Here is a 21,419-nt window from a genome sequence, read left to right on the forward strand (position 1 = left end):
GTCCGCCCCCTCCGTGCGGTGCGGAGGGGGCGGACCTTCGGCCGCGCGCCGGTGGGCGGGGCGATCGACCCTGGGGAGGTGATCTCTACTTGCCCGGCGCGCCGACCGGCTTGCCGTCGGGCGAGACGGCGTACCACGTGCCGCCCACGCCCTGACCGTTGGTGTTCCCGGGAGCCTTGTCCCCGGAGAAGGTGTAGATGGGCCAGCAGTTGACGGTCATCTGCTTCTCGCCGTCGGGCCGGGTGAAGCCCATGAGCCCCTTCTTCTTGACGCCCTCGGTGTTGTCGGCCTTGACCGGGGCGACGGCCGGCCACTTCTCCAGGCAGGCGCCGGTGCAGTTCGAGATGACCTTCGGCCAGGCCTTGTCCTTCAGGAAGCGGTAGACGGTCATGCCGTTCTTGTCGACGATGATGTCGCCGAGCTTGGGGTCCTTGCGGACGGACAGACCGGGCAGGGAGGACAGGGAGGCCTTCTTGCCGTTGGGAGCGAGCGCGAACCACTTGCCGCCCACGCCCTGGCCGTTGACGTCACCGGCGTTGACGTCCTTGGCATAGCGGTAGGCGGGCCAGCCGCCCACGGTCAGCTGCTTGGTACCGTCGGCCCGGGTGACCTCGCCCAGCAGCGCCTTGTCGATACCGGCGCCGGCCGAGGCGTCGTCCGCGGGGACCGGCGGCCAGGTGGTGGCGCAGTCACCGTCGCAGTTCGACTTGGGCGGATTGGCGGTGTCCTTGTCGAACCGGTAGAGGGTGAGGCCGGAGCCGTCCGTCAGCACATTGCCCAGGTCGGGGTTGCTGGCCACGGTCAGCTTGCCCGCGGGCGCGGCCTCGGTCGGGGAGCTGGAACTCTGGTTTCCGTCGGCGCCGTAGCCGTTGCCCGCGCCGTTCCCCGTGCCGGTCGTGGCGCCCGGGTTGCCGTAGCCGCCCGCCGGGGCCGTGGCCCCGACGTTCTGGGCCGCCGAGGCCGGGGGGGTGCTGTTGTCCTGACCGCACGCCGTCGTCAGCGCCAGGACCGAAGCGGCTGTGGCCACCAGTGAGGCGGTCCGCCAGGAGGTCTTCATCCTCAACTCCCAAAATTCGCCTGGATATTGCAGCGCCTGCTGCGTCGCCGCACAGCCATGGGTACGCAGCGGGGGAGCCGGAGTGTTCAAAGGGCGGGAGAATTTCTTTCCGGATCCTGTGACGGGACCCGTCTTCCCGGGGGTGGACGGGAGTCGCACGAACGTACATACCGACCAGGCGGGCCGGTTCCACTCGTCAAACCATCGATCCCCTCATATCCCTCCTTCGGATCAATCCCGGCGCACTGCGGGGTGCGACCGCGCTCGGCGCCTCATGATCTTCGTCGTGCATGGACCCGAAGTGACCCGATGTGCGCCCGCCACACGGGTGTTGGCCCTTCTGACCCTGACCTGGTCCCTGGTGGGCTGCCCGGTCGGCACCGCGTCGGCCGACGCCTGCGCATCCGCCTCGACGGGCCCGGGCGGCACGGTGGCGGTGGCCGTGGCGGGAAGCGGCGACCGCTGGCCCACGCCCCCGCCGTGCCCGAAGCCGACCCCGCCGACACCGACGCCCACCCCCTCCCCCACTCCCCCGCCGAAACCGACGCCGACGCCCACCCCGTCACCCAGGCCGACGCCCGAGCCGCGGCCCACGCCGACACCCAAGGCCCCACCGAGGCCGAAACCGAGGCCGCAGCCACCCGCCCCGCCGGCACCGGCACCCCGGCCTGCCCCGACGCCGGTCCCGGCTCCCCCGCCCCCTCCGGCGCCGAAGCCCAGGCCGACCCCGTCGCCCGAGCCCCGTCCGCGACCTCTCGCGACCCGGGTGAGCTACCCGGCGTACCACACCCGGCCGACCGCGCACACCGCTCCCGACCACACCACGCCGGTCACCTATGTCCTGCTCATCACCATTCCCGCGATCGTCGCCGTCGCTGCCCTGCGCCCGCGCTGACGCGCCGCCGCTCACTTTCTGGAGGTACCTGTTGTCGGATTGGCTTGTTCTCGTCCTCGCGATGCTGGCGGCCTGTGCCGTGGTGGTCGTCATCACCCTCGTCCGGCACAAGCGGGCGCCCGACGACGAGGACCCCAACGAGACCCCGGACGTCATCGAGTACATGACGATGTGGATCGGCGTCGTGTACGCCATCGTCCTGGGCCTGGCCATCGCGGGCGTGTGGGAGGCGCGCAGCGCCGCCCAGGACCATGTGCAGGCCGAGGCCCAGGCACTGCACGAGATCTCCGAGCGGGTGCGGGTCTACCCGCCGGACGTCCGTGACCGGATTCGGGACGACGTCAACACCTATGTCGGACACGTCGTGCACACCGAGTGGAAGTCGATGACCAAGCACGAGCGGGTCACCGAGCGCGGCACCGAACTGCTGGCCCAGGTCCGCCACGACGTCACGGACTACCAGCCGAAGAACGACTTCGAGGCGCAGGCCTACCAGCCGCTGCTGGACCAGATGGCCGCCGCCGACCAGGCGCGCAACGCGCGGGCCGACTCGACCGGGGCGACGATGCCGGACGTGGTGTGGTTCGGGCTGCTCACCGGTGCGGTCATCACCATCTGCATGGTCTTCGCGCTGCAGATCCGGCGCACCCCGCGCGAGTTGGTCCTGGCGGGGCTGTTCTCCGCGACCATCGCCTTCATGCTCTTCCTCATCTGGGACTTCGACGCGCCCTACAGCCGGGGCATCGCGGCGAGCGCCGAGCCGTTCCTGAACCTGTTCCCCGGTATCAAGGGATAGCGGCGCCATACGCGGGCCTTCGCCCCGGCTCCTGCAAGGGGTCGGGGCGAAGGGCCGTCCGCGTGCGCTGCACTGTGGCGAGGGGGTTCCTTGGCCCCGGGTCAGATCCGCTTCTCGTTGCGCCGCCGCACCCAGAACGCACCGCCCCCGACGACGGCCGAGGCCACCAGTCCGCCGCCGATGGCCACGTCGGTCCTCGTGGCACCGCTCGTGATGCTGCCGCCGACACCGCCCTGGACGCCGCCGAGCACCGAGAAGGCCGCGGGGCGGGTGAGGGTGCGGCCGTTGCAGTCGACCGTGATGGGGTAGTGGCCGGGATGGGCGTCCCCGTCGATCCTGGCCTCGCCCCGCGAGATGTCGTCGCGGATCGGCACCAGATAGATGGTCCGGAAGGCGGGCGAGGATGCCGTGCCGCCGTGGCAGCCGTCCACGGTGACGGTGAGGCGGCCGCCGGCGGCGACCACGCCAGGCGTGGCGATGATGTTGCGCGGATTGTCGTCCCGGTCGCCGAAGATGTCACCCCGGCCCTCACCCCGGCCCTCACCCCGGCCGAAGTCTTCGCACCTTCCGTTGTCACCGCGTCCGTTGTCACCGCGTCCGTTGTCACCCCTTCCGTTGTCGCACCGGCCGAAGTTGTTCCCGTTCCCGAATCCCGGTCCGACACCGGGTCCGACGCCGACACCGGGTACGACGCCGACGCCGACGCCCCCGACTCCGTTGCCCGGGACGGTGACGACGCCGTTTCCGCCCGTACCGCCCCCGTTGCCCATGCCGTCCGCGACGGCCACGGGGGTGGCGAGCCCTAGCGAGGCGACCACGGTGCACGCGGCCGCCAGGGCACGTTGGTTTCGCATCTGAACCTCCGCGGGAGGCACACCGGGTCCGGTTCCCGGTCGATCGGCGAGAAAGCACCTCCCGACATGACCCTCAGACGCGCGGAACACGCCCGCATGTCGAGAATGGTCCGTCCTGGTGAGCGGACACGCCGTATGAAAACCACATAATCGGATATTGTTGCAGGTCACGGACCGTCAGAAAATTCCTTTCCGCGGCAACTCGGATGGCGCACCGGGAAGGTGGCAGGCCACCCGTTCGCCCGTTGCCCCGTCGCCCGCCGTCCGCGCGGGACTTAGCGTTTTCCCATGTTCGAAGTACCTGGCGACGGCCGTTTGGAGAGGGGTTGGCGAATGTATCCGTCCGAGCTGTCCGAACTGGCCGAGGAGGAGGAGCGGCGCAGAAAGCGCGCTCCGTGGGGCGTGATAGCGCTTCTTCTGCTGACCGGCCTGGCACTCATCCGGAACGGTTCGGGGGAATTCGATGTCGGACCGCCGCAGCCCGCGCCGGCGGCGGCCGCGGACGCGAGTACCCCCACGCCCACTTCCGGAACGTTCACGGCCGCCCCCACCGCTGCCGCTGCCCCTGCCCCTGCCGCGCTGCCGTTCTCCGCGGCCGACCGGATCCGGATCCCCGCCATCCAGGTCGACGCGCCCGTCGTGCCCGTCGGCCTGGACGAGCAGGGCTGGGTGGGCGCTCCGCCGCCGGACGACCCCAATCTGGCGGGCTGGTTCACCGGCGCGGTCTCCCCCGGAGAGAAGGGCACCGCGGTCATCGTCGGGCACGTCGACAACAAACAGGGACCCGCCGTGTTCTACGGACTCGGGGGCCTGCAGAAAGGCGGCCGGGTCGACGTCCTGCGCAAGGACGGAAGGACCGCGGTGTTCGAGATCTACGGAGTGGAGCTTTTCGCGAAGAGCAGTTTCCCCGGCGACCGGGTGTACGGCTCGAAGGGCACGCCGGAACTCCGGGTGATCACCTGCGGCGGCGGCTTCTCCAAACAGCACGGCTACGAAGGAAATGTCGTCGTCTTCGCCCGCCTGGCCGCGGTCAGCTGAGATGCCGTCACCCAGCGGGCGAAATCCCGGTCAGGACATGCGGCGGCCGGGCACGGTGAGGTGATAGCCGGATTCCAGCAGATAGGGCAGATACCGGCGGATGGCGCGGACGCTCTGCGAACGGTCGCCCCCGGCATCGTGGGAGAGCACCACGACGCCGGGGGCGGCGCCGTTCTCCACCCGGTCGACGATGGTGTCCGTGCCGGGGGTCATCCAGTCGGTCGTGTCGACGGTCCAGGCCATCGGCTCCATGCCCATCTCCGCGCCGAGCTGGAAGGCCGCGCGGTTCCAGGCGCCGTAGGGCGCGCGGAACCACTGGGGGCGCTCGCCGTAGGCGTCCTCGATGGCATCGCTGGTGCGTTCCATCTCCCAGCGGATCTCCTTGCGGCCGAGGGTGGTCAGCAGCGGATGCGTCCAGGTGTGGTTCCCGACCACATGTCCCTCGTCGGCCATCCGGGCCAGCAGCTTCTTGTTCTGGACCACCATCTCCCCGCACACGAAGAACATCGCCCGTACGCCGTACTCGGCGAGGGTGTCCAGGATGTGCGGGGTGTAGTCCGGGTTGGGCCCGTCGTCGAAGGTCAGCATCATGTGCCGGCCGCGTGCGGAGATCCGCAGGATGGGTTCGTGGCGCACCTTCAGCTTGTGCGGCGCGGCGCGCGGCGGGCCGTATCCCGTGAGCGGCTGGAGCCGGAAGGCGGAGGACTTGAGCACCTGGCGGGCCTGCGGGCCGGCGACGGGAGCGGCGGTGCGGGCCGCGTCCTCGCTGCCGGCCGCCACGATGACTCCCGCGGTGCCCGCGGCCCCGAGGGCGGCGGCGCCCGCGAGCAGCATCCGGCGCCGCGTGAACAACTGATCTTTCTGCATGACTCATCAGTCGCCCGCCAGGCCTTCGGCGCACCGCAGCGGCACCGGTGCGGCGGCGGGAAAACACCCGGTCGGACCAGTGGGGGGCCGTTGTGGTCCCTCGCACGGGCTTCTGATAAGCAGTCGGTCCACAGGACGTGTACCCATCAGGGAGTCGGGGGTCGAGCGAGTTGGTCACGCACGGGGGAGTGAACGGGGCGCCGAGTGGTGTGCCGCGCAAGGGACTTGCGGTGGTGCTGCTGGCCGTCGCCCAGTTCCTGGTCGTCTTCGACACGATGGTCTTCGCGATGGGTCTGCCGCTGATCGCGGCCCACCGGCAGCTCTCGTTCGCCGGGCTGACCTGGCTGCTGTCCGTGTACAGCGTCTGTTTCGCCGCGCTGCCCGTGCTCGCGGGGGCGATCGGCAAGGCGTTCGGGCAGCGGCGGATGCTGATGGGCGCCCTCGCACTGTCGAGCATCGCCGCGGCGGCGCCCGCGCTGTCGTCCGCTGCCTGGGTGCTGCTGGCCTCACGGGCGGTGCAGGGCGTCGCGGCGGCGGCCATCACGGCCTGCGCGCTGGCGCTGATCGACTCCACGCATCCGCGGGGTCCGGGCCGGGACCGGGCGCTGAACGTGCACTTCGCGGTCGTCGCCGGTGCCTCGCCGGCGGTGGTGCTGCCGTGTTCCCTGCTGCTGGACGCCGCGCAGTCGGAGAACACGGTCTTCTGGGTGCAGGCGGTGGCCGGGCTGGTGCTCCTGCTGCTGGCCCCCGTGGCGCTGACCGAGTCCACGCCCGTTCCCGAGGCCCGGGCCCGGGTGGGCCGCGCCGCGCTGGCCCTCGTTCCGCTGGGCTTCCTGGCCTGGTTCACCGACTGGCTCGGCGGCCGGAGCCTGTCCACGACCACGGTCATCGCCGTGGCCGTGGCCGGGGCGCTGGTGCCGTCCGTGCTGGGCTGGTTCGGCCGGCGCGAGGGGGTGCCGGAGCTGTTCGCCCGGCTGGACCGGGAGCGGGGAGCGTTCGGCGCGTACACGGTGGTGGCGCTGCTGGCGGCGGGCCTGGCCGGTGTCGTGTTCGCCCTCACCATGGCCACCCAGTTGCTCGGCGAGCTGTCCCCGATGCAGGTCGGCTGGGCCCTGTTGCCCGCCGTCGCCGGGGTGGCGCTGGGGTGCCTGGCTCTGCCCGCCCTCGCCGCCCGCATCGGTCTCGCGGCCACGGTGGCCGGCGCCTGCGGTGTGTCGGCCGCCGGCTTCGTCCTGCTGAGCCTTCCGGGGGCGGGCTACGGCTTCGGCGACGTGCAGCTGCCGCTGCTGCTGATCGCCTTCGGCTGCGGTGTGCTCGCCCTGCCCGCCGCTTTCGCGCGGTCGGGCAGCGGTGCGCTCCCCCAGGGTCTGAACTCCTCCCGGCAGCTCGGCGCGGGCCTCGGCGTCTCGCTCTTCACCGGGATCGTCCAGGTCGCCGAGGAGCGGACGACGGCCTCGCCGCTCAACGGCTTCCACCAGTACAAGGCCAACCTGGGGGTTGCGGTCCGGGACTGCTTCGAACTCGGTACGGCGCTGTGCCTGACCGCCGCGGTGGTCGCGCTGCTGACCCTGCCCCGGCACGGCGTGCGGGCGGCCGGCCCGGAGCCGGACGTCAGCGGCGCCGCACCAGCGGGAACGGCAGGGTCTCCCGGATCGTCAGGCCGGTGAGGAACATGACCAGCCGGTCGACGCCGATGCCCAGCCCGCCGGTCGGGGGCATGGCGTATTCGAGGGCCTCCAGGAAGTCCTCGTCCAGCTCCATGGCCTCGGGGTCGCCGCCGGCGGCCAGCAGGGACTGCTCGGTGAGCCGGCGGCGCTGTTCGACGGGGTCGGTCAGCTCGGAGTAGGCGGTGCCGAGTTCGGTGCCGAAGGCGACGAGGTCCCAGCGCTCGGCGAGCCGCGGGTCGGTGCGGTGCTGCCGGGTCAGCGGGGAGACGTCGGTCGGGAAGTCCTTGTAGAAGGTGGGCAGCTCGGTGCGCTCCTCGACCAGCCTCTCGTACATCTCCAGGACCACGTCGCCCGGACCGTCGTCGGCCGTGTACGGCACCCCGGTGCGGTCGCACAGCCGGTGCAGCCTGAGCAGCTCGGTACCGGGGCCGATCTCCTCGTCCAGGACCTCGGACAGCGCCCCGTGCACGGTCTTCACCGGCCACGGCCCCGAGATGTCGTACTCCCGGCGGCCCTTGCGGGCGACCGGGGACCCGAAGGCGGCGGTCGCGGCGCCCTGGATCAGCTCGCGGGTGAGGTCGAGCATCACGTCGTAGTCGGCGTGCGCCTGGTAGGCCTCCAGCATCGTGAACTCGGGGTTGTGCTTGTAGGAGATGCCCTCGTTGCGGAAGGTGCGGCCCAGCTCGAAGACCTTCTCCAGGCCGCCCACGCACAACCGCTTCAGATACAGCTCGGGCGCGATGCGCAGGTACAGGTCGAGGTCGTAGGCGTTGATGTGGGTGGTGAAGGGCCGGGCGTGGGCACCGCCGTGGATCTGCTGGAGCATCGGGGTCTCGACCTCCAGGAAGCCACGGTCCAGCAGGCCCTGGCGCAGGGCCTGCACGGCGGCGGAGCGGGCCCGGACGACGCCTCGGGCGTCCGGGCTGGTCACCAGGTCGAGGTAGCGGCGACGGACCTTGGCCTCGGGGTCGGCGAGTCCCCGGCGCTTGTCGGGCAGGGGGTGCAGGCACTTGCCGGTCAGCTGCCAGGAGGTGACGAAGACGGTGGGCTCGCCCTTGTCGCTCAGGCCCGAGCGTCCGGCGGCGCTGATGTGGTCGCCGATGTCGGTGTCGGCGCGGAAGCGGTCGAGGCCGGGTCCGCAGCCGTCGCGGGTGAGGGCCAGTTGGCGGTCTCCCGACCAGTCGCGCAGGACGGCGAAGACGATGCCGCCGAAGTCGCGGACCAGCATGATCCGGCCGGCCACGCTGACCTCCTGGCCCATGGGCACGTCGGCGAGGGCGTGGGTGGGGCCGGGTACGCCGACCGGGTACGGGTCGGTGCCGGTGGCGCGCAGACGGTCGAGTCGGCGGTGCCGGACGCGGACCTGGTCGGGCAGGGCCTCCTCGGGGGCGGCGGGCCCGGCCTCGCCCCCTCCGTCGAGACCGAGCGCCGTCAGGGACGGCAGGCCCTCCGTGCTGGCGGGCTGCTGCCCCGCCTTCGGGTGCCCCTTTCCCCAGAGTTTGCGCAGGGAAGGTACGGAGACGAACCCCTCGGCGATGCCGGAGGCCAGGCCGATGCGGGCGAGGGAGGCGGTCTCGCCGTAGCAGATGAAGCGGGGATACCAGTCGGGGTGGTACTTGGCGTTGGAGCGGTAGAGGGCCTCCAGCTGCCACCACCGGGAGAAGAACAGCAGCAGGCGTCGCCACAGGCGCAGGACGGGGCCGGCGCCGATGCGGGCGCCCTCCTCGAACACGGAGCGGAAGACGGCGAAGTTCAGGGAGACCCTGCGCACCCCCAGCTTCGGGGCGGCCGCGCACAGTTCGGCGACCATGAACTCCATGACCCCGTTGGGGGCGCTGCGGTCACGGCGCATCAGGTCCAGGGAGACGCCGGCGCGCCCCCAGGGGACGAAGGACAGCAGCGCCAGGAGGCTGCCGCCCTCGCCGAGGGCCTCCACGAGCAGGCAGTCGCCGTCGGCGGGGTCGCCGAGCCGGTCCAGGGCCATGGAGAAGCCGCGTTCGGTCTCGGTGTCCCGCCAGGCGTCGGCCTTGTCGACGACCTCCTCCATCTCCCGGTCGGTGAGCATGGAGTGGCGGCGGATGCGGCAGGTGGCGCCGGTGCGGCGGACCCGGTGCACGGCCTGGCGGGTGACGCGCATGTCGCGGCCGTCGAGGTCGAAGCCGGGCACGTGCAGGATCGCCTCGTCGCCGAGCTGGAGGGCGCCGAGACCGGCGCGGGCGTAGGCACGGGCGCCGTCCTCGGAGGCGCCCATGACCGCGGGTGCCCACGCGTAGCGGCGGGCCAGGTCCAGCCACTCGGCGATGGCGCGCGGCCAGGCCTCCGGGTCGCCGACGGGGTCGCCGCTGGCGAGGCACACCCCGGCCTCGACGCGGTAGGTGACGGCGGCCTTGCCGCTGGCGGAGAAGACGACGGCCTTGTCCCGGCGGGTGGCGAAGTAGCCGAGCGAGTCCCGGTCGCCGTAGGCCTGCAGCAGGGCGCGGATACGGGCCTCCTCGTCACCGTGCAGGGCCGCCTCCAGGCGCTGTGAGCGAAACAGCGTGGCGGCGGCGTTCAGCAGGGCGAGGGCGCCGAACAGGCCGAGCAGGAAGGTGACCTTGCGCGGCGGGTGGCCGCCGAAGGAGTTGTTGGAGACCAGCCCGCCGCACACCCGGTCGGCCGCCCAGGCCAGGTGCTGGCCCTGCGGGAGGGTTCCGGGGAACAGCAGGACCAGGCCCCAGCCGACCAAGATCGCCACGGCGAGACCGGCCACCAGCACGCCCAGCGCCCGCCACACGGCACCGCGGCGGGAGGCGGCGTAGAACTCCTTGCGGGCCACCACCAGCAGGACCAGCAGCAGGGTGCACAGCACGAGGGAGGGCAGCGACACGGCGTACTGCCCGAGGGCCACGCCGAGGATGTCGCTGAGGACGAGCAGCCCCAGATAGACGACGACCAGCCACCAGGCGGCCTTCTTGCGGGCGGCGGTGGCGGCGGCCAGCAGGAACAGGAAGACCGCGTAGGCGAGGTTGGCGCTGATCGGGATCAGGACCAGGTCGATGGCGTGCGCGACCGGGCGCAGGAGGCGGCGCAGCGGGGCGAAGAACGCGAGCAGGGCGCAGAGCAGGCCGAGTGCGGCGAAGAGTGCCCCGAAGGCCTCGGGCACCCAGCCGAGGCGGCCGCCGGCGCGCGGGCGCATCGGGCCCGGGGCATCCCTTCGTGCGGCCGGCCCGGCGGTGGCAGTCATGGTTCCGACTGTAGGAAGGGCCCGGGCGGCTCGCCCGTCGAGCGGGCCCGGGCGGCTCGCCCGATCAGCAGACCCCAGCAGCTCGCCCGTCCAGCAGACCCCAGCAGCTCGCCCGATCAGCAGACCCCGGCGGCTCGCCCGTCCAGCAGACCCCAGCAGCTCGCCCGATCAGCAGACTCCTGCAGCCCGCCCGTCCAGCGGGCCCTGGCGGCCCGCCCGTCCAGCGGGCCCGGGCCTCGGCGGGAAGCTTTGATTCCGATAGCCTCGGGATGTGACGGAGCAGCACGAACAGCACGCGCACCAGTTCGAGCGGGGCACGGACGGGCCCAAGGTCATCGTGGTCGGGATGGACGGCTCCGACTCCTCGATGCGGGCCGCCGCGTACGCGGGCGGTCTGGCCCGGCGGCAGAACGCACTGCTGGCCGCGGTGTACGTGCAGCCGGTGCTCGCGGCCGGAGCGGCGCTCGGGGCGCCGGTGGCCGAGACCACCGACGAGATCGCCGAAGACCTGATCGCACAGATCCGTGAGGCGACCGAGCGGGTCAGGGGGATATTCGACGTGCGCTGGGAGTTCCACACCTTCCGCGGCGACCCCTACACCGGCCTGGTCAAGGCGGCCGACGAGCTGAAGGCGGACGCGGTGGTGGTGGGCGCCTCCGAGCAGGCCGGCCACCGGATCATCGGCTCGGTCGCGGTGCGTCTGGTGAAGGCGGGACGCTGGCCGGTGACGGTCGTGCCGTAGTCCGGGGCGTGCGCGGGAGCAGAAGCGGGGTCGCCAGCAGCAGGACACCGGCGAGGGCGATCGCGGCGCGCGGGCCGGTGAGGCTCGCCAGCAGGCCCCACAGAGCGGTCAGGGCGGCCGTGGCGGCCTTGCCGGTGACGGACCAGGCGGACAGGGTGCGGGCGACCCGGTCGTCCGGGGTGCACTCCAGGCGGCGGGTGACGGAGACCGGGTTGAAGACGGCCGAGCCGGTGATCACCCCCAGCTCCAGGGCCATCACCAGCAGCAGCCCGCGCAGGCCGGGCCGGACGAAGGCCAGCCCGACGGGCCAGACCGCGCGCAGGGTCCCCGCGGTGCGCAGCACCCGCAGCTGCCCGTACCGGGCCACGAGCGGGCGGGCCAGCCGGGAGCCGAGGAGACCGCCCAGGCTGGGCACGGCGAAGGCGAGACCGTACTGCCAGGGGGCGAAACCGAGCGGGCCGAGCATCAGGACGGCCAGCGGCGGTGCGGCCACCATGATCAGGGCGTTGGCCACCAGCGTGTTGAGGAACAGGGGCCGCAGCCGAGGGCTGCCGAGGATGTACCGCCAGCCGTCGAACAGGTCGGCGGCCCGCAGACGGCCGGAGCCGGTGCGCTCCGGGCGCGGCTCGCCGCCGCCGACGGCCCGGATACCCAGGGCCGACAGCAGAAAGCTGACCGCGTTCGCCACGACGGTCGTGACCGGACCGAACAGGCCGATCGCAGCACCGCCGAGGGGCGGTCCGAGGACCAGGGCGGTCCAGTTCGTCGACTCGAACCGGGCGTTCGCGGTGAGCAGCCGGTCGGCCGGCACGAGCCCCTTCAGGAAGGCACCGGAGGCCGCGTTGAAGGTGATGTCGGCGGCCGCGACGACGACGGAGACCATCAGCAGCTGGCCGAGGCCGAGGCCGCCGAGCGCGTACGCGGCGGGGATGCTGAGCAGCGCGACGCACCGGACGAGGTCCATCGCGGCCATCACGGGCCGCTTGCGCCGGAACTCCGTCCAGGGCCCGAGCGGCGTCGCCAGCAGGGCGCCCACGGCGGGCCCGGCCGCGGCGAGCAGTGCCACCTGGGCGGATCCGGCGTGCAGCACGAGGACCGCGGTCATCGCGAAGGCGTCGAAGGCGAGCCAGGTCCCGAACGCACTGACCGAGTACGCAGCCCACAGCCACCCGAACCGCCGTCCCATGCACAACCTCCCGTTGACCCGGGCCATGAAATCGAGCAGGTGGCCGCGGTGGCAAACAACCGGAGGCCTTCGAGACACAACCATCGGTTGTAGGGTGACGCGGTGGACCTGAAAGCCGTGCGCACCTTCGTCGCCGTGGTCGACGCGGGGCAGTTCCAGGAGGCCGCCGCCGCGCTGGCCGTCACCCAGCAGGCCGTCTCGAAGCGGATCGCCGGGCTGGAGAAGGAGCTGGGTGTGCGGCTGTTCACACGTACCGCGCGGGGCGCTGAGCCGACCGCCGACGGACAGGCGTTCCTCCCCCATGCCCGCGAGCTGCTGCTGGCCGAGGAGCGGGCCGCGGCTTCGGTGCGGCCGGGGCGGCGGGCGCTGCGGGTCGATGTGATCGGGCCGCGGCTCGCCCCCGCGGCGCTGCTGCGCGGCTTCCACGAGGCGCACCCGGACGTGGCCCTGGACGTCGTCACGCTCTTCGACGTGGACTCGGCGCTCACCGCCCTGCGCTCCGGGACGATCGACGCGTCCTTCCGTGCCGTCACCATGCCCGGGCGGCAGCTGCCCAGGGGCGTCGAGGCGGCGCGCGTCCACGACGAACCGATCCAGCTGCTCACCGGCCCGGGGCACGCCCTGGCCGGCCTCCGCTCGGTCTCGCCCGGGGAACTGGCCGGGCACCGGATCTGGATGCCGGGCCTCGTGGACGGCACCGAGTGGGCCGCCTACTACGCCTCACTCGCCGCCGAGTTCGGGCTCACCATCGACTCCTCGGGCCCCAACTTCACCGGGGCGGTACAAGACGCGGTCGCCGCTGACAGCACGCTGGCGACCCTCGTCAGCGAGCAGACCCGGCTGGTCTGGCCGGCCGGCCACGATCTGCGCCGTATCCGGCTGCTCGACCCGACACCCGTCTACCCGCACTCCCTGCTGTGGGTCACCGCCGACCCGCACCCGGCGCTCGCCGCCCTGCGCACCCACCTCGCCGACCGGCGCCCCGCCCGGCCGGAGGACCGCACCTGGACACCGGACTGGTCCGCGCCCCACGCGCCCGTGCGTGGCGTCTTCCGTCCATGACGCCCCTGGGCCATCATGATCCGCCGTCAGCCGTTTGCCGTCGGCGAAGAGGTGAGGCGCATGGCCAAGCTCCGGGCAGGCGAAGGGATTCTCCGCCGCAAACCCATCGAGCACATCGAAGAGACCGAAATGGCCGAGGGCCCACGGCTGGACAGGTCGCTCGGGCTGTGGCAGCTCACCGCGATCGGTGTGGGCGGCATCATCGGCGCGGGCATCTTCACGCTGGCCGGCACGGTGGCCAACGGCACGGCCGGGCCCGCGGTGCTGGTGTCGTTCCTGATCGCCGGCCTGGCGAGCGCCTGCGCCGCGCTGTCGTACGCCGAGTTCGCCGGGCTGATCCCGAAGGCGGGGTCGGCGTACACGTACGGCTACGCGGTGCTCGGCGAGTTCGCGGGCTGGTTCATCGGCTGGGACCTGCTGCTGGAGTACACGGCGATCGTCGCCGTGGTCGCCATCGGCATCTCCGGGTACTTCGGCTTCCTGGTCGAGGAGATGGGCGCGAACCTGCCCGCCTGGATGCTGGGCGCGCCGGGCACCGGGCACGGGCACCGGGTCGACCTGTTCGCCGCGGTGCTGTGCCTGCTGATCGCCTGGCTGCTCACCCAGGGCATCCGCAGCGCGGCCCGCTTCGAGACGTTCGTGGTGACGCTGAAGGTGCTGGTGGTGCTGCTGGTGATCGCGGTGGGCGTGTTCCACATCAACACCGCGAACTACCACCCGTTCTTCCCGTTCGGCATCAGCGGCGCGTTCACGGGTGCGGCGACGGTGTTCTTCGCGGTGTTCGGCTACGACGCCATGTCGACCGCGGCCGAGGAGTCCAAGGACGCGCAGCGGCACATGCCCAAGGCCATCATCTACTCGCTGGCGATCTCGATGGTGCTGTACGTGGCGGCCTGCCTGGTGCTGACCGGCATGCAGAACTACAAGGACATCGACCCGGAGAGCGGCTTCTCCTCGGCGTTCAAGGCCGTGGGACTGAGCGGGCTCGCCGATGTGATCGCGGTGGGCGCGATCATCGGCATCCTCACGGTGATGTTCACCTTCATGCTGGGGGTGACCCGGGTCTGGTTCAGCATGAGCCGGGACGGGCTGCTGCCGCACTGGTTCGCCAAGACGCACCCGACGCGGCACGTGCCGACCCGGGTGACGTGGATCGTCGGGGCGGCGTCGGCCGCGATCGCCGGGTTCCTGCCGATCGGTGAGGCGGCCGAGCTGACCAACATCGGCATCCTGCTGGCGTTCGTGGTGGTGTGCGCGGCGGTGATCGTGCTGCGCTACCGGCAGCCCGAGCTGCCGCGCTCCTTCCGCACGCCGTGGATGCCGTTCGTGCCCGCGCTGGGCGTGGTCTTCTCGATCTGGCTGATCACGTTCCTGCAGTGGCAGACCTGGGTGCGGTTCGCCGTCTGGTTCGTGATCGGCTGCGTGGTCTACTTCGGCTACTCCTACCGCCGCTCGGCGCTGGCCGGGCGGCCGCCCGCCCGGTGATCACTCGCCCATGGCCAGCCCGTCCGCGGCGGCCCCGCGGCTGAGGACGACGTCCCTGATGCGGTCGCGCACGCCCTCCAGGTCGGCGCCGCGGGCGATCGCCTCGTTGAGGTCGACCACCCGGCCGGCGTCGACGTCGAACGCCTGCGGGATGAACTCGGCCTTGGTGACCGCCCAGCGGCCGCCGGGACCGGTGGGCGGGGAGAAGGTGAAGCGGCCGATCGTGGACTCGTTGCCGCGCGAGTCCCGCACGCCCTTGTCGTTGTACATCTCGCCGGCGATCTGGTCGCCCATGCCGTAGATCACCCAGGTGCCGTTGACCTTCTCGTACGCCTGCGGGACATGGGCATCGGTGCCGAGGATCAGGTCGATGTCCGGGCGGCCGTTCGTCTTCGAGGCGGTGAGGCGCTGCGCGAGGTCGAGCTGGAGCCGGTCGGGGGCGTCCTGCCAGTCGGTGCCCCAGTGCACGGAGACCACGACCACGTCGGCGCCCGACAGGCGCGCGGCGCGGGCGTCGTCGATGATCCGGTTCGACTCGATCAGGTTGACGGCCCAGGGCTGTCCGGCCGGGAACGAGCGGCCGCCGGTGCCGTAGGTGTACGACAGGTGCGCGACCCTGGCCGGGCCGGCCTGGTGCATCGTGACCGAGTGGGCCTCCTGCTCGGTACGGGCGGTTCCGGGATGTCCGAGGCCCGCCCGGTCCATGGTGTCCAGGGTGCGCCCGATGCCCGGGGCGCCGTCGTCCAGGGCCCGGTCGGAGGCCGTGGAGCAGCCGTCGTACCCGGTGGCGGCGAGGCCCTCGGCGATCTGCGGCGGGGAGGCGACGTCCGTGGTGCCGGCGGGGGTGCCGCCGTCGCCGTAGACGGTCTCCAGGTGACACAGCGCCAGGTCGGCCTGGCGCACGACGGGTTCGACGCCGGAGAGCATCGGGCGGAAGTCGTATCCGTTGCCGCCTGCGTCGTAGCGGGCCCGTTCGTTGACGGAGCCGTGCGGCATGACGTCGCCGGAGGCGACCAGGGTGAAGCCGCGGGCGGCGGTCGGCGCCGGAAGGCCCGGAACACGGACCTCATGCCGGGCGACCTCCTGCCGTTGGTGGTTCTGGCACGCGGCGGCTGCGGCGAGAAGCGCGGTCATGGCCACCGCCACCTGGTGCTTTCGTCCGATCATCAGCTCACCCCGGGATCGTCGTATTTACCGACCACGCCTTGATGAACATATGGGTATGAATACCGCCTTCCATGCAAACGGCTCGGCCGCCCTCTTTAACCCGTCCGGAGCTGTGCACACGCCGTCGCGGAGCGCTCGCCCTACCGTTCGCCGACACGATCGACCGTCCGTCGCAGAGCCGTGTGCGCCCCCTGTCCCCGGGCGGCACCCTGCGCTGCCATACGGCCATGACGGCCGGAACCTCACTTCAGCACGGGACGACGACCGCCGAGCACGAGCTCGCCGCGCTCCAGCGCGAGCACGGCGGTTCCCTCTTCGCACTGCTGCTCAGGCTGAGCGACGGGGACCGCCAGCGCGCCGAGGACCTCGTCCAGGAGACCCTGGTGCGCGCCTGGCAGCACCCCGAGGCGGTGCACGCGGACGGCTTCGACTCGGTACGGCCCTGGCTGCTGACCGTCGCCCGGCGGCTCGCGATCGACGCCCGGCGGGCCCGGCAGGCGCGCCCGCCCGAGGTCGTCGACGAGGTGCCCGAGAACGCCCGGGTGACCGCCGACCACGCCGAACGGGCCGCGGCGATGCTCGATGTCCGGGAGGCTGTGAAGACACTCACCCCGGAACACCGTGACGTTTTGATACTCGTGTATTTCCGCGGGGCCAGTGTGGCAGAAGCCGCGCAGACCCTCGGAATTCCACCGGGTACCGTGAAGTCACGCGCGTACTACGCGCTGCGCGCCCTGCGCAGGGTCCTTCCGGGTTATGCGGCCGACCTGCGGTGAAACCGAGGTCCTGGTCAAACCTTGGTAAAGCGCCTTGCTACGACCCCCGTTCGGGCAATCAGCTGTCCTCATCCGCGTTCCGGACGGGGGCTGCCCCTATTGAGTCCAGGGGTTCGGGCGACACGCACGTACCGGAGGAAGGCAGGAAGGGATGCTGCACAGAGGGCACGAGAGCACGGGCGGCACCGGCGGCGGTGAACTGGCCGTCCCCATGGCCTGGTTGTACGCCGAGTACATCGCCGACGAGCTGCTGCGCACCGGCGATCTGATGCCGCCGACGTCCTTCGAGTTCCGGGCCGGCCGGGACGCGCTGGCGCTGACCGTCTTCCTCTCCGACACCGACGGCGAACTGTCCGGCATCCGGGTGATCTCCCAGCTGGAGAACTGGCTGTCGCTGACGGCGTACGACCAGCCGTGGCAGGACTGGGTGCGCGCGCGGATGGCCGAGCTGACCGCCGAGCAGGCCGCGTGCGGCACGCCCTCGCCGGACCTGGCCCTGGCTGCCGAGGCCTGGCGCTGGCTGGAGGAGACCGAGCTGCTCGCGCCCGACCTGGACGCGGTGCCGCAGGGCGGCGCGGTGTTCGGCGAGGACGACGGGCCGAAGGTGTGGACGCCTGCCTGGCGGCTCGGGTTGCCGCTCGGGCATCTCGCCATCCATCTTTTTTGAGCCGCAGGGAATTCGGACCAATCCGCGGGCCCGGCGGCTCCGAATCTCTTGGTCACGATTCGGTGTGTGCCTTGAGTGATTCGATGGTCCCCTGCGTACGGGTGGGAGCAAGGAGTAACCCCACCCACACCCATAGGCACGAGGATTCGGCATGAGGTCCCTGGAAAGGCATCGCGACGTCGGCGCGTACGCGCTCGGCGTGCTGGACGAGGCGGAGGCCTTCCGCTTCGAGGACCACCTCATGGAGTGCCCTCAGTGCGCGGCACACGTGACCGAGTTCGGACCCACGGCACGGCAGTTGATGCTGTACCGCCGGGCCACGCCGCGCTTCGTGCACCCCATGGCCCAGCCCGGCCCCCGGTTGCTGGACCGGCTCCTCGGCGAGCTCACCCACCGGCACCGGGCCCGGCGCCGTCGCCTCCTGTACGGCCTGGCCGCCTCGGTGGTGCTGGCCGTGGCCGGGCCGGGGATCATCGCCTACGCCGGGCACGACGAGCCGCCCGCCCGGGTCACCGCGGCGACCGACCCGGCGACGGGGGTGTGGGCGCAGGTCACGACCGAGGACGGGGACTTCGGCAGCCGGATGCGGCTGGAAGTGAAGGACGCCACCGGGCCGCACTCCTGCCGGCTCGTGGTCATCGGCCACGACGGCTCCGAGCAGGTCGTCTCCGGCTGGAAGGCGGGCGACCACGACACTCGCACGGTCACCACCATGGCGGGCTCCACGATGAGTCCGGACCAGATCGACCGCTATGAGGTACGCACCACGGACGGACAGCGGCTGGTGACCCTGAACCCGCACTAGCCGCGGGGCTCACTTCAGCAGCCGGGACAGTCTGCGGTCGGCCAGGGGCCTGCCGCCCGTCTGGCAGGTGGGGCAGTACTGGAGCGAGGAGTCGCTGAACGAGACCTCGCGGATCGTGTCGCCGCAGACCGGGCAGGGCTCGCCGGTGCGGCCGTGGACCCGCAGACCGCTCTTCTTCTCGGCCTTCAGCCGTCCCGCGGCCAGCCCGCGCGAGCGTTCGACCGCCTCGGTGAGGGTGGTGCGCAGGGCCTCGTAGAGTCGGCCGGTCTCCTCGGGGGTCAGGGACGCGGCCAGTTTGAACGGCGACATCCTCGCCGCGTGCAGGATCTCGTCGCTGTACGCGTTGCCCACCCCGGCGATCAGGCTCTGGTCGCGCAGGGCGCCCTTGATCCGGCGCCGCTCGTCCTTCAGCAGGGCGGCGAAGCGGTCCTCGTCGAAGCCTGCGGCGAGCGGGTCCGGGCCGAGGCGGGACACCCCGGGCACCTCCTGCGGGTCGTGGACGATGTACACGGCGAGCTTCTTCTGGGTACCGGCCTCCGTGAGGTCGAAGCCCGCACCGGTCTCCAGGGCCACGCGCAGGGCGAGCGGCCCCTTTCCGGGGCGCGGCGGGCCGTCCGGGAGCCGGTCCTTCCACTGCAGCCAGCCCGCGCGGGCCAGGTGGGTGACGAAGTGCAGCCCGGTGCTCGACCCGATGTCGAGGAACTTCCCGTGCCGGTGCACGGCGGTGACCTCGCTGCCCTCGAACGCGTTGACCGGTGGGTCGTACGTCTTCAGGACGCTGATCGCGACGGGCAGCACCCGTACGACCTCGTGGCCGACCAGGTTCTCGGTCAGGAAGTCCCTGAGGGCTTCCACCTCGGGCAGTTCCGGCATACGTCAAGAGTGCCATCCGGGGCACGTGCGGTCAGGCGCGCACGGGCACCAGGAACTCGCACCACACCGCCTTGCCGCCGCCGCGCGCCTCCACGCCCCACACGTCGGCGAGCAGGTCGACCAGGAGCAGTCCGCGTCCGGAGACCCCGTCCTCCCCCGCGTCGCGCCGACGCGGCAGGGCGCTGGAGCAGTCCTCGACCTCGACCCGCACCCGCCGGTCGCTGCCTTCCAGGCCCCGCAGGGTGACGATCGCCGAGCCCTCGGTGTGCATCAGGGCGTTGGTGATCAGTTCGTCGGCGACCAGTTCGATCTCGTCGGCCCGGTCCCGGGCGCCCCAGGTGCGGACCGCGGCGCGGATCATGTGCCGGGCGTGGGTGAGCGCCTCCGGGTCACCGGGGGCCACATGCTGCTGGAGCCGGCCGGCGGCCCGCGGTGCCTCGGCGGCCCGGCGGCGCAGCAGGAGCAGCGCCACGTCGTCGTCCCCGCCGCGCTCCGCGGCCACCTCGATCAGCCGGGCGGCGAGCTCGCGCACCTCGTCCGGGCCCTTGGCGATGAGGGTCGTCAGGTCCCGCATCCCGTCGTCGAGGTCGGCACCGGGCTGCTCGACGAGCCCGTCGGTGCACAGCAGCAGGGTGTCGCCGGGGTCGAGCTCCAGCGTCGCCACGGGGTACTCCAGGCGGCCGAACTCGGCGGACAGGCCGAGTGGGAGCCCGCCCTCGACCGGGACCCGGCGGCATGTGCCGTCGGCGTCCTTGAGCAGCGGGTCGATGTGCCCGGCCCGGACCACCTGGACGACCCCGGTGGACAGGTCGGCCTCCGCGTACAGGCAGGTGGCGAAGCGGTCGGTGTCGAGTTCATGGAGGAAGACGGAGGCGCGGGCCATCACGGTGGCCGGGGTGTGCCCTTCTGCGGCGTAGGCGCGCAGCACGATCCGCAGCTGGCCCATCACGGCCGCCGCGTGCGTGTCGTGGCCCTGTACGTCTCCGATGACCGCGCCGACCCGGCCGCCGGGCAGCGGGATCAGGTCGTACCAGTCGCCGCCGATGTCCCGGCCGAGGGCGCCCCCCAGGGTCGCGGCGCGGTAGCGGACGGCGATGTCGGCGCCGCGGACGCTCGGGATGGTGCGGGGCAGCATCGCCTGCTGGAGGCCCTGGGCGAGGTCCTTCTCCTGCTCGTAGAGCATGGCCCGCTGCAGGCTCTGGGCGATGGTGCTGCCGAGCGCCACCAGGACGGCGCGCTCCTCGCTGGAGAAGCCCTGCCGGTCGTTGTAGAGCAGGCCCATGGCGCCGAACGGCTGGGCCTGGGCGATCAGCGGCAGATAGACGGCCGAGGTGATGCGCAGGCCGGTGATGTGCGGCCACAGGATCGGGTAGCCCTCGGCGAACTCCTCCGGGGACTCGATGAAGCGCGGGGCGAGCGTGCGGACGACCTCGCCCATCGGGTACGGCTCGTCTATCCGGGTGATCCGGGTGCCGGGCACGAAGCTGCCCACGGGGCCCTCCGCGATGAGCCGGATCCGGCCGGCCTCCACCAGACCCATGACGAGGCTCGCCGCGCCGAGGTGGCGGACGCCGTGGGTGTCCTTGAGGACGTCGATCACGTCCTGGACGGTGCGCGCGTGGGAGAGGGCGGCGGATATGACTTGGACGACGTTGGTCTGCTGGCGGAAGGCCTGGTCCTGGGCGGCCCGCACACTGCGCGACTCGCTGTCGGCGAGTTCCTCGGTGGCGTCGCGGACGATGCCCACGACCCGGCGCGGCCGGCCGGTCTCGTCGCGCCGGATGTAGCCCTGGGTGTGGGTCCAGCGCGGGGTGCCGTCACGGCAGCGGATGCGGAAGTAGGCGCCGTAGTTCTCGCTGCCGTCCTTGATGGCCTGGGCCACCACCGCGTCCAGCCGGGCGGCCTCCGCGGGCGGCACGCGGACCGCCAGGGACTGCGGGCGGCCGTCGTACTCCTCGGGAAGGACGTCGAACACCTCGTGGGCCTGGGCGTCCATGTGGAACAGGCCAGCGTCCAGGTCCCAGTCGAAGCTGCCCATGCGGTTGAGCGCCAGAATCGGGCCCGGATGGGCGGGCCAGTCCTCGGTGAGTGACGGGGCGCTCGCTCCCCGATCAGCCATGGGGCCACCTTGCCAGGGTTTCCCGGATTCTTCGACCGGGACGACGGCCGTCTGCTTCATTCGCCGGGGTTACGCAAGCGCGCCGGCGCGGTACCGGGAGTGACAGGGCCTTGGGGCGCAGCGCCTGCCCGGCGGCCACA

Annotated in this window: 18 protein-coding genes; 10 read left to right on the top strand and 8 right to left on the bottom strand. The window is 72.1% G+C overall.

Translation table 11 applies throughout. From position 1 onward, the window contains the following. Nucleotides 1–85: 85 nt before the first annotated feature. A complete protein-coding gene (locus AB0H32_RS09570; protein WP_361116870.1) occupies nucleotides 86–1,057 on the bottom strand; it encodes an SCO0930 family lipoprotein in 972 nt (323 codons plus the stop codon). Nucleotides 1,058–1,823: 766 nt separating this feature from the next. Between AB0H32_RS09570 and AB0H32_RS09575 the strand changes: the two genes are divergently transcribed. Beyond that, nucleotides 1,824–1,952 (top strand): hypothetical protein, encoded by a 129-nt coding sequence (locus tag AB0H32_RS09575; RefSeq protein WP_361116872.1) that lies wholly within the window; start codon nucleotides 1,824–1,826, stop codon nucleotides 1,950–1,952. A gap of 31 nt (nucleotides 1,953–1,983) precedes the next feature. Beyond that, complete coding sequence (locus AB0H32_RS09580; protein ID WP_361116875.1) at nucleotides 1,984–2,748, top strand: DUF4239 domain-containing protein; 765 nt, start codon at nucleotides 1,984–1,986, stop codon at nucleotides 2,746–2,748. A gap of 101 nt (nucleotides 2,749–2,849) precedes the next feature. On the opposite strand, the gene AB0H32_RS09585 is transcribed toward AB0H32_RS09580, so the two are convergent. Then, nucleotides 2,850–3,602 (bottom strand): hypothetical protein, encoded by a 753-nt coding sequence (locus AB0H32_RS09585; RefSeq protein WP_361116878.1) that lies wholly within the window; start codon nucleotides 3,600–3,602, stop codon nucleotides 2,850–2,852. Between the two features lie 333 nt (nucleotides 3,603–3,935). On the opposite strand from AB0H32_RS09585, the gene AB0H32_RS09590 reads away from it, so the two are divergent. Next, nucleotides 3,936–4,640 carry a class F sortase gene (locus tag AB0H32_RS09590; RefSeq protein WP_361116881.1) on the top strand — a complete coding sequence of 235 codons (705 nt, stop codon included), beginning with the start codon at nucleotides 3,936–3,938 and terminating at the stop codon, nucleotides 4,638–4,640. Nucleotides 4,641–4,670: 30 nt separating this feature from the next. Here AB0H32_RS09590 and AB0H32_RS09595 read toward each other — a convergent pair whose 3' ends face one another. After that, complete coding sequence (locus AB0H32_RS09595) at nucleotides 4,671–5,507, bottom strand: polysaccharide deacetylase family protein (RefSeq protein ID WP_361116883.1); 837 nt, start codon at nucleotides 5,505–5,507, stop codon at nucleotides 4,671–4,673. A 188-nt stretch (nucleotides 5,508–5,695) separates the two neighbouring features. Here AB0H32_RS09595 and AB0H32_RS09600 point away from each other — a divergent pair, with 188 nt between their 5' ends. Further along, nucleotides 5,696–7,174: an MFS transporter gene (locus tag AB0H32_RS09600; RefSeq protein WP_361116886.1), complete on the top strand. Its 1,479-nt coding sequence runs from the start codon at nucleotides 5,696–5,698 to the stop codon at nucleotides 7,172–7,174. Here AB0H32_RS09600 and lysX read toward each other — a convergent pair. Next, nucleotides 7,119–10,397 carry a bifunctional lysylphosphatidylglycerol synthetase/lysine--tRNA ligase LysX gene (lysX, locus tag AB0H32_RS09605; RefSeq protein ID WP_361116888.1) on the bottom strand — a complete coding sequence of 1,093 codons (3,279 nt, stop codon included), beginning with the start codon at nucleotides 10,395–10,397 and terminating at the stop codon, nucleotides 7,119–7,121. The two genes, AB0H32_RS09600 and lysX, sit on opposite strands and share 56 nt — an antisense overlap. 271 nt (nucleotides 10,398–10,668) lie before the next feature. On the opposite strand from lysX, the gene AB0H32_RS09610 reads away from it, so the two are divergent. Beyond that, nucleotides 10,669–11,139: a universal stress protein gene (locus AB0H32_RS09610; RefSeq protein WP_361116891.1), complete on the top strand. Its 471-nt coding sequence runs from the start codon at nucleotides 10,669–10,671 to the stop codon at nucleotides 11,137–11,139. Here the strand turns inward: AB0H32_RS09610 and AB0H32_RS09615 are convergent. Next, complete coding sequence (locus AB0H32_RS09615) at nucleotides 11,075–12,325, bottom strand: MFS transporter (RefSeq protein WP_361116894.1); 1,251 nt, start codon at nucleotides 12,323–12,325, stop codon at nucleotides 11,075–11,077. The genes AB0H32_RS09610 and AB0H32_RS09615 overlap by 65 nt on opposite strands. Nucleotides 12,326–12,427: 102 nt before the next feature. On the opposite strand from AB0H32_RS09615, the gene AB0H32_RS09620 reads away from it, so the two are divergent. Together AB0H32_RS09620 and AB0H32_RS09625 are read left to right on the top strand one after the other, a co-directional pair. Beyond that, nucleotides 12,428–13,387 (top strand): LysR family transcriptional regulator, encoded by a 960-nt coding sequence (locus AB0H32_RS09620; protein ID WP_361116897.1) that lies wholly within the window; start codon nucleotides 12,428–12,430, stop codon nucleotides 13,385–13,387. Nucleotides 13,388–13,447: 60 nt separating this feature from the next. Continuing rightward, nucleotides 13,448–14,872 carry an amino acid permease gene (locus AB0H32_RS09625; RefSeq protein WP_361116899.1) on the top strand — a complete coding sequence of 475 codons (1,425 nt, stop codon included), beginning with the start codon at nucleotides 13,448–13,450 and terminating at the stop codon, nucleotides 14,870–14,872. On the opposite strand, the gene AB0H32_RS09630 is transcribed toward AB0H32_RS09625, so the two are convergent. Then, complete coding sequence (locus tag AB0H32_RS09630) at nucleotides 14,873–16,039, bottom strand: CapA family protein (protein WP_361116902.1); 1,167 nt, start codon at nucleotides 16,037–16,039, stop codon at nucleotides 14,873–14,875. Between the two features lie 227 nt (nucleotides 16,040–16,266). Between AB0H32_RS09630 and AB0H32_RS09635 the strand changes: the two genes are divergently transcribed. The 3 genes from AB0H32_RS09635 to AB0H32_RS09645 all read left to right on the top strand — a co-directional run bounded on the left by AB0H32_RS09635 (nucleotide 16,267) and on the right by AB0H32_RS09645 (nucleotide 18,287). Beyond that, the gene (locus tag AB0H32_RS09635; RefSeq protein WP_361116905.1) at nucleotides 16,267–16,815 is read left to right on the top strand and encodes a sigma-70 family RNA polymerase sigma factor; all 549 of its coding nucleotides are present in this window, start codon (nucleotides 16,267–16,269) and stop codon (nucleotides 16,813–16,815) included. A 151-nt stretch (nucleotides 16,816–16,966) separates the two neighbouring features. Continuing rightward, entirely contained in the window at nucleotides 16,967–17,482 is a 516-nt protein-coding gene (locus tag AB0H32_RS09640) for a hypothetical protein (protein ID WP_361116908.1), read from the top strand. A gap of 151 nt (nucleotides 17,483–17,633) precedes the next feature. Next, complete coding sequence (locus tag AB0H32_RS09645; protein ID WP_361116911.1) at nucleotides 17,634–18,287, top strand: zf-HC2 domain-containing protein; 654 nt, start codon at nucleotides 17,634–17,636, stop codon at nucleotides 18,285–18,287. A gap of 9 nt (nucleotides 18,288–18,296) precedes the next feature. On the opposite strand, the gene AB0H32_RS09650 is transcribed toward AB0H32_RS09645, so the two are convergent. Together AB0H32_RS09650 and AB0H32_RS09655 are read right to left on the bottom strand one after the other, a co-directional pair. Continuing rightward, nucleotides 18,297–19,160, bottom strand: coding sequence for a DNA-formamidopyrimidine glycosylase family protein (locus AB0H32_RS09650; protein WP_361116914.1), 864 nt, complete (start codon nucleotides 19,158–19,160; stop codon nucleotides 18,297–18,299). Between the two features lie 31 nt (nucleotides 19,161–19,191). Beyond that, nucleotides 19,192–21,279 (bottom strand): SpoIIE family protein phosphatase, encoded by a 2,088-nt coding sequence (locus AB0H32_RS09655; protein ID WP_361116917.1) that lies wholly within the window; start codon nucleotides 21,277–21,279, stop codon nucleotides 19,192–19,194. Nucleotides 21,280–21,419: the final 140 nt, after the last annotated feature.

The sequence above is a fragment of the Streptomyces sp. NPDC020362 genome (genome assembly GCF_040642095.1).
GTDB lineage: Bacteria > Actinomycetota > Actinomycetes > Streptomycetales > Streptomycetaceae > Streptomyces.

Coding starts and splice junctions, on each gene's coding strand:
- AB0H32_RS09625 (WP_361116899.1), top strand. CDS start 13,448: ATGGCCAAGCTCCGGGCAGGCGAAGGGATTCTCCGCCGCAAACCCATC.
- AB0H32_RS09615 (WP_361116894.1), bottom strand. CDS start 12,325: ATGGGACGGCGGTTCGGGTGGCTGTGGGCTGCGTACTCGGTCAGTGCG.
- lysX (WP_361116888.1), bottom strand. CDS start 10,397: ATGACTGCCACCGCCGGGCCGGCCGCACGAAGGGATGCCCCGGGCCCG.
- AB0H32_RS09650 (WP_361116914.1), bottom strand. CDS start 19,160: ATGCCGGAACTGCCCGAGGTGGAAGCCCTCAGGGACTTCCTGACCGAG.
- AB0H32_RS09635 (WP_361116905.1), top strand. CDS start 16,267: ATGACGGCCGGAACCTCACTTCAGCACGGGACGACGACCGCCGAGCAC.
- AB0H32_RS09630 (WP_361116902.1), bottom strand. CDS start 16,039: ATGATCGGACGAAAGCACCAGGTGGCGGTGGCCATGACCGCGCTTCTC.
- AB0H32_RS09595 (WP_361116883.1), bottom strand. CDS start 5,507: ATGCAGAAAGATCAGTTGTTCACGCGGCGCCGGATGCTGCTCGCGGGC.
- AB0H32_RS09655 (WP_361116917.1), bottom strand. CDS start 21,279: ATGGCTGATCGGGGAGCGAGCGCCCCGTCACTCACCGAGGACTGGCCC.
- AB0H32_RS09590 (WP_361116881.1), top strand. CDS start 3,936: ATGTATCCGTCCGAGCTGTCCGAACTGGCCGAGGAGGAGGAGCGGCGC.
- AB0H32_RS09585 (WP_361116878.1), bottom strand. CDS start 3,602: ATGCGAAACCAACGTGCCCTGGCGGCCGCGTGCACCGTGGTCGCCTCG.
- AB0H32_RS09570 (WP_361116870.1), bottom strand. CDS start 1,057: ATGAAGACCTCCTGGCGGACCGCCTCACTGGTGGCCACAGCCGCTTCG.
- AB0H32_RS09640 (WP_361116908.1), top strand. CDS start 16,967: ATGCTGCACAGAGGGCACGAGAGCACGGGCGGCACCGGCGGCGGTGAA.
- AB0H32_RS09645 (WP_361116911.1), top strand. CDS start 17,634: ATGAGGTCCCTGGAAAGGCATCGCGACGTCGGCGCGTACGCGCTCGGC.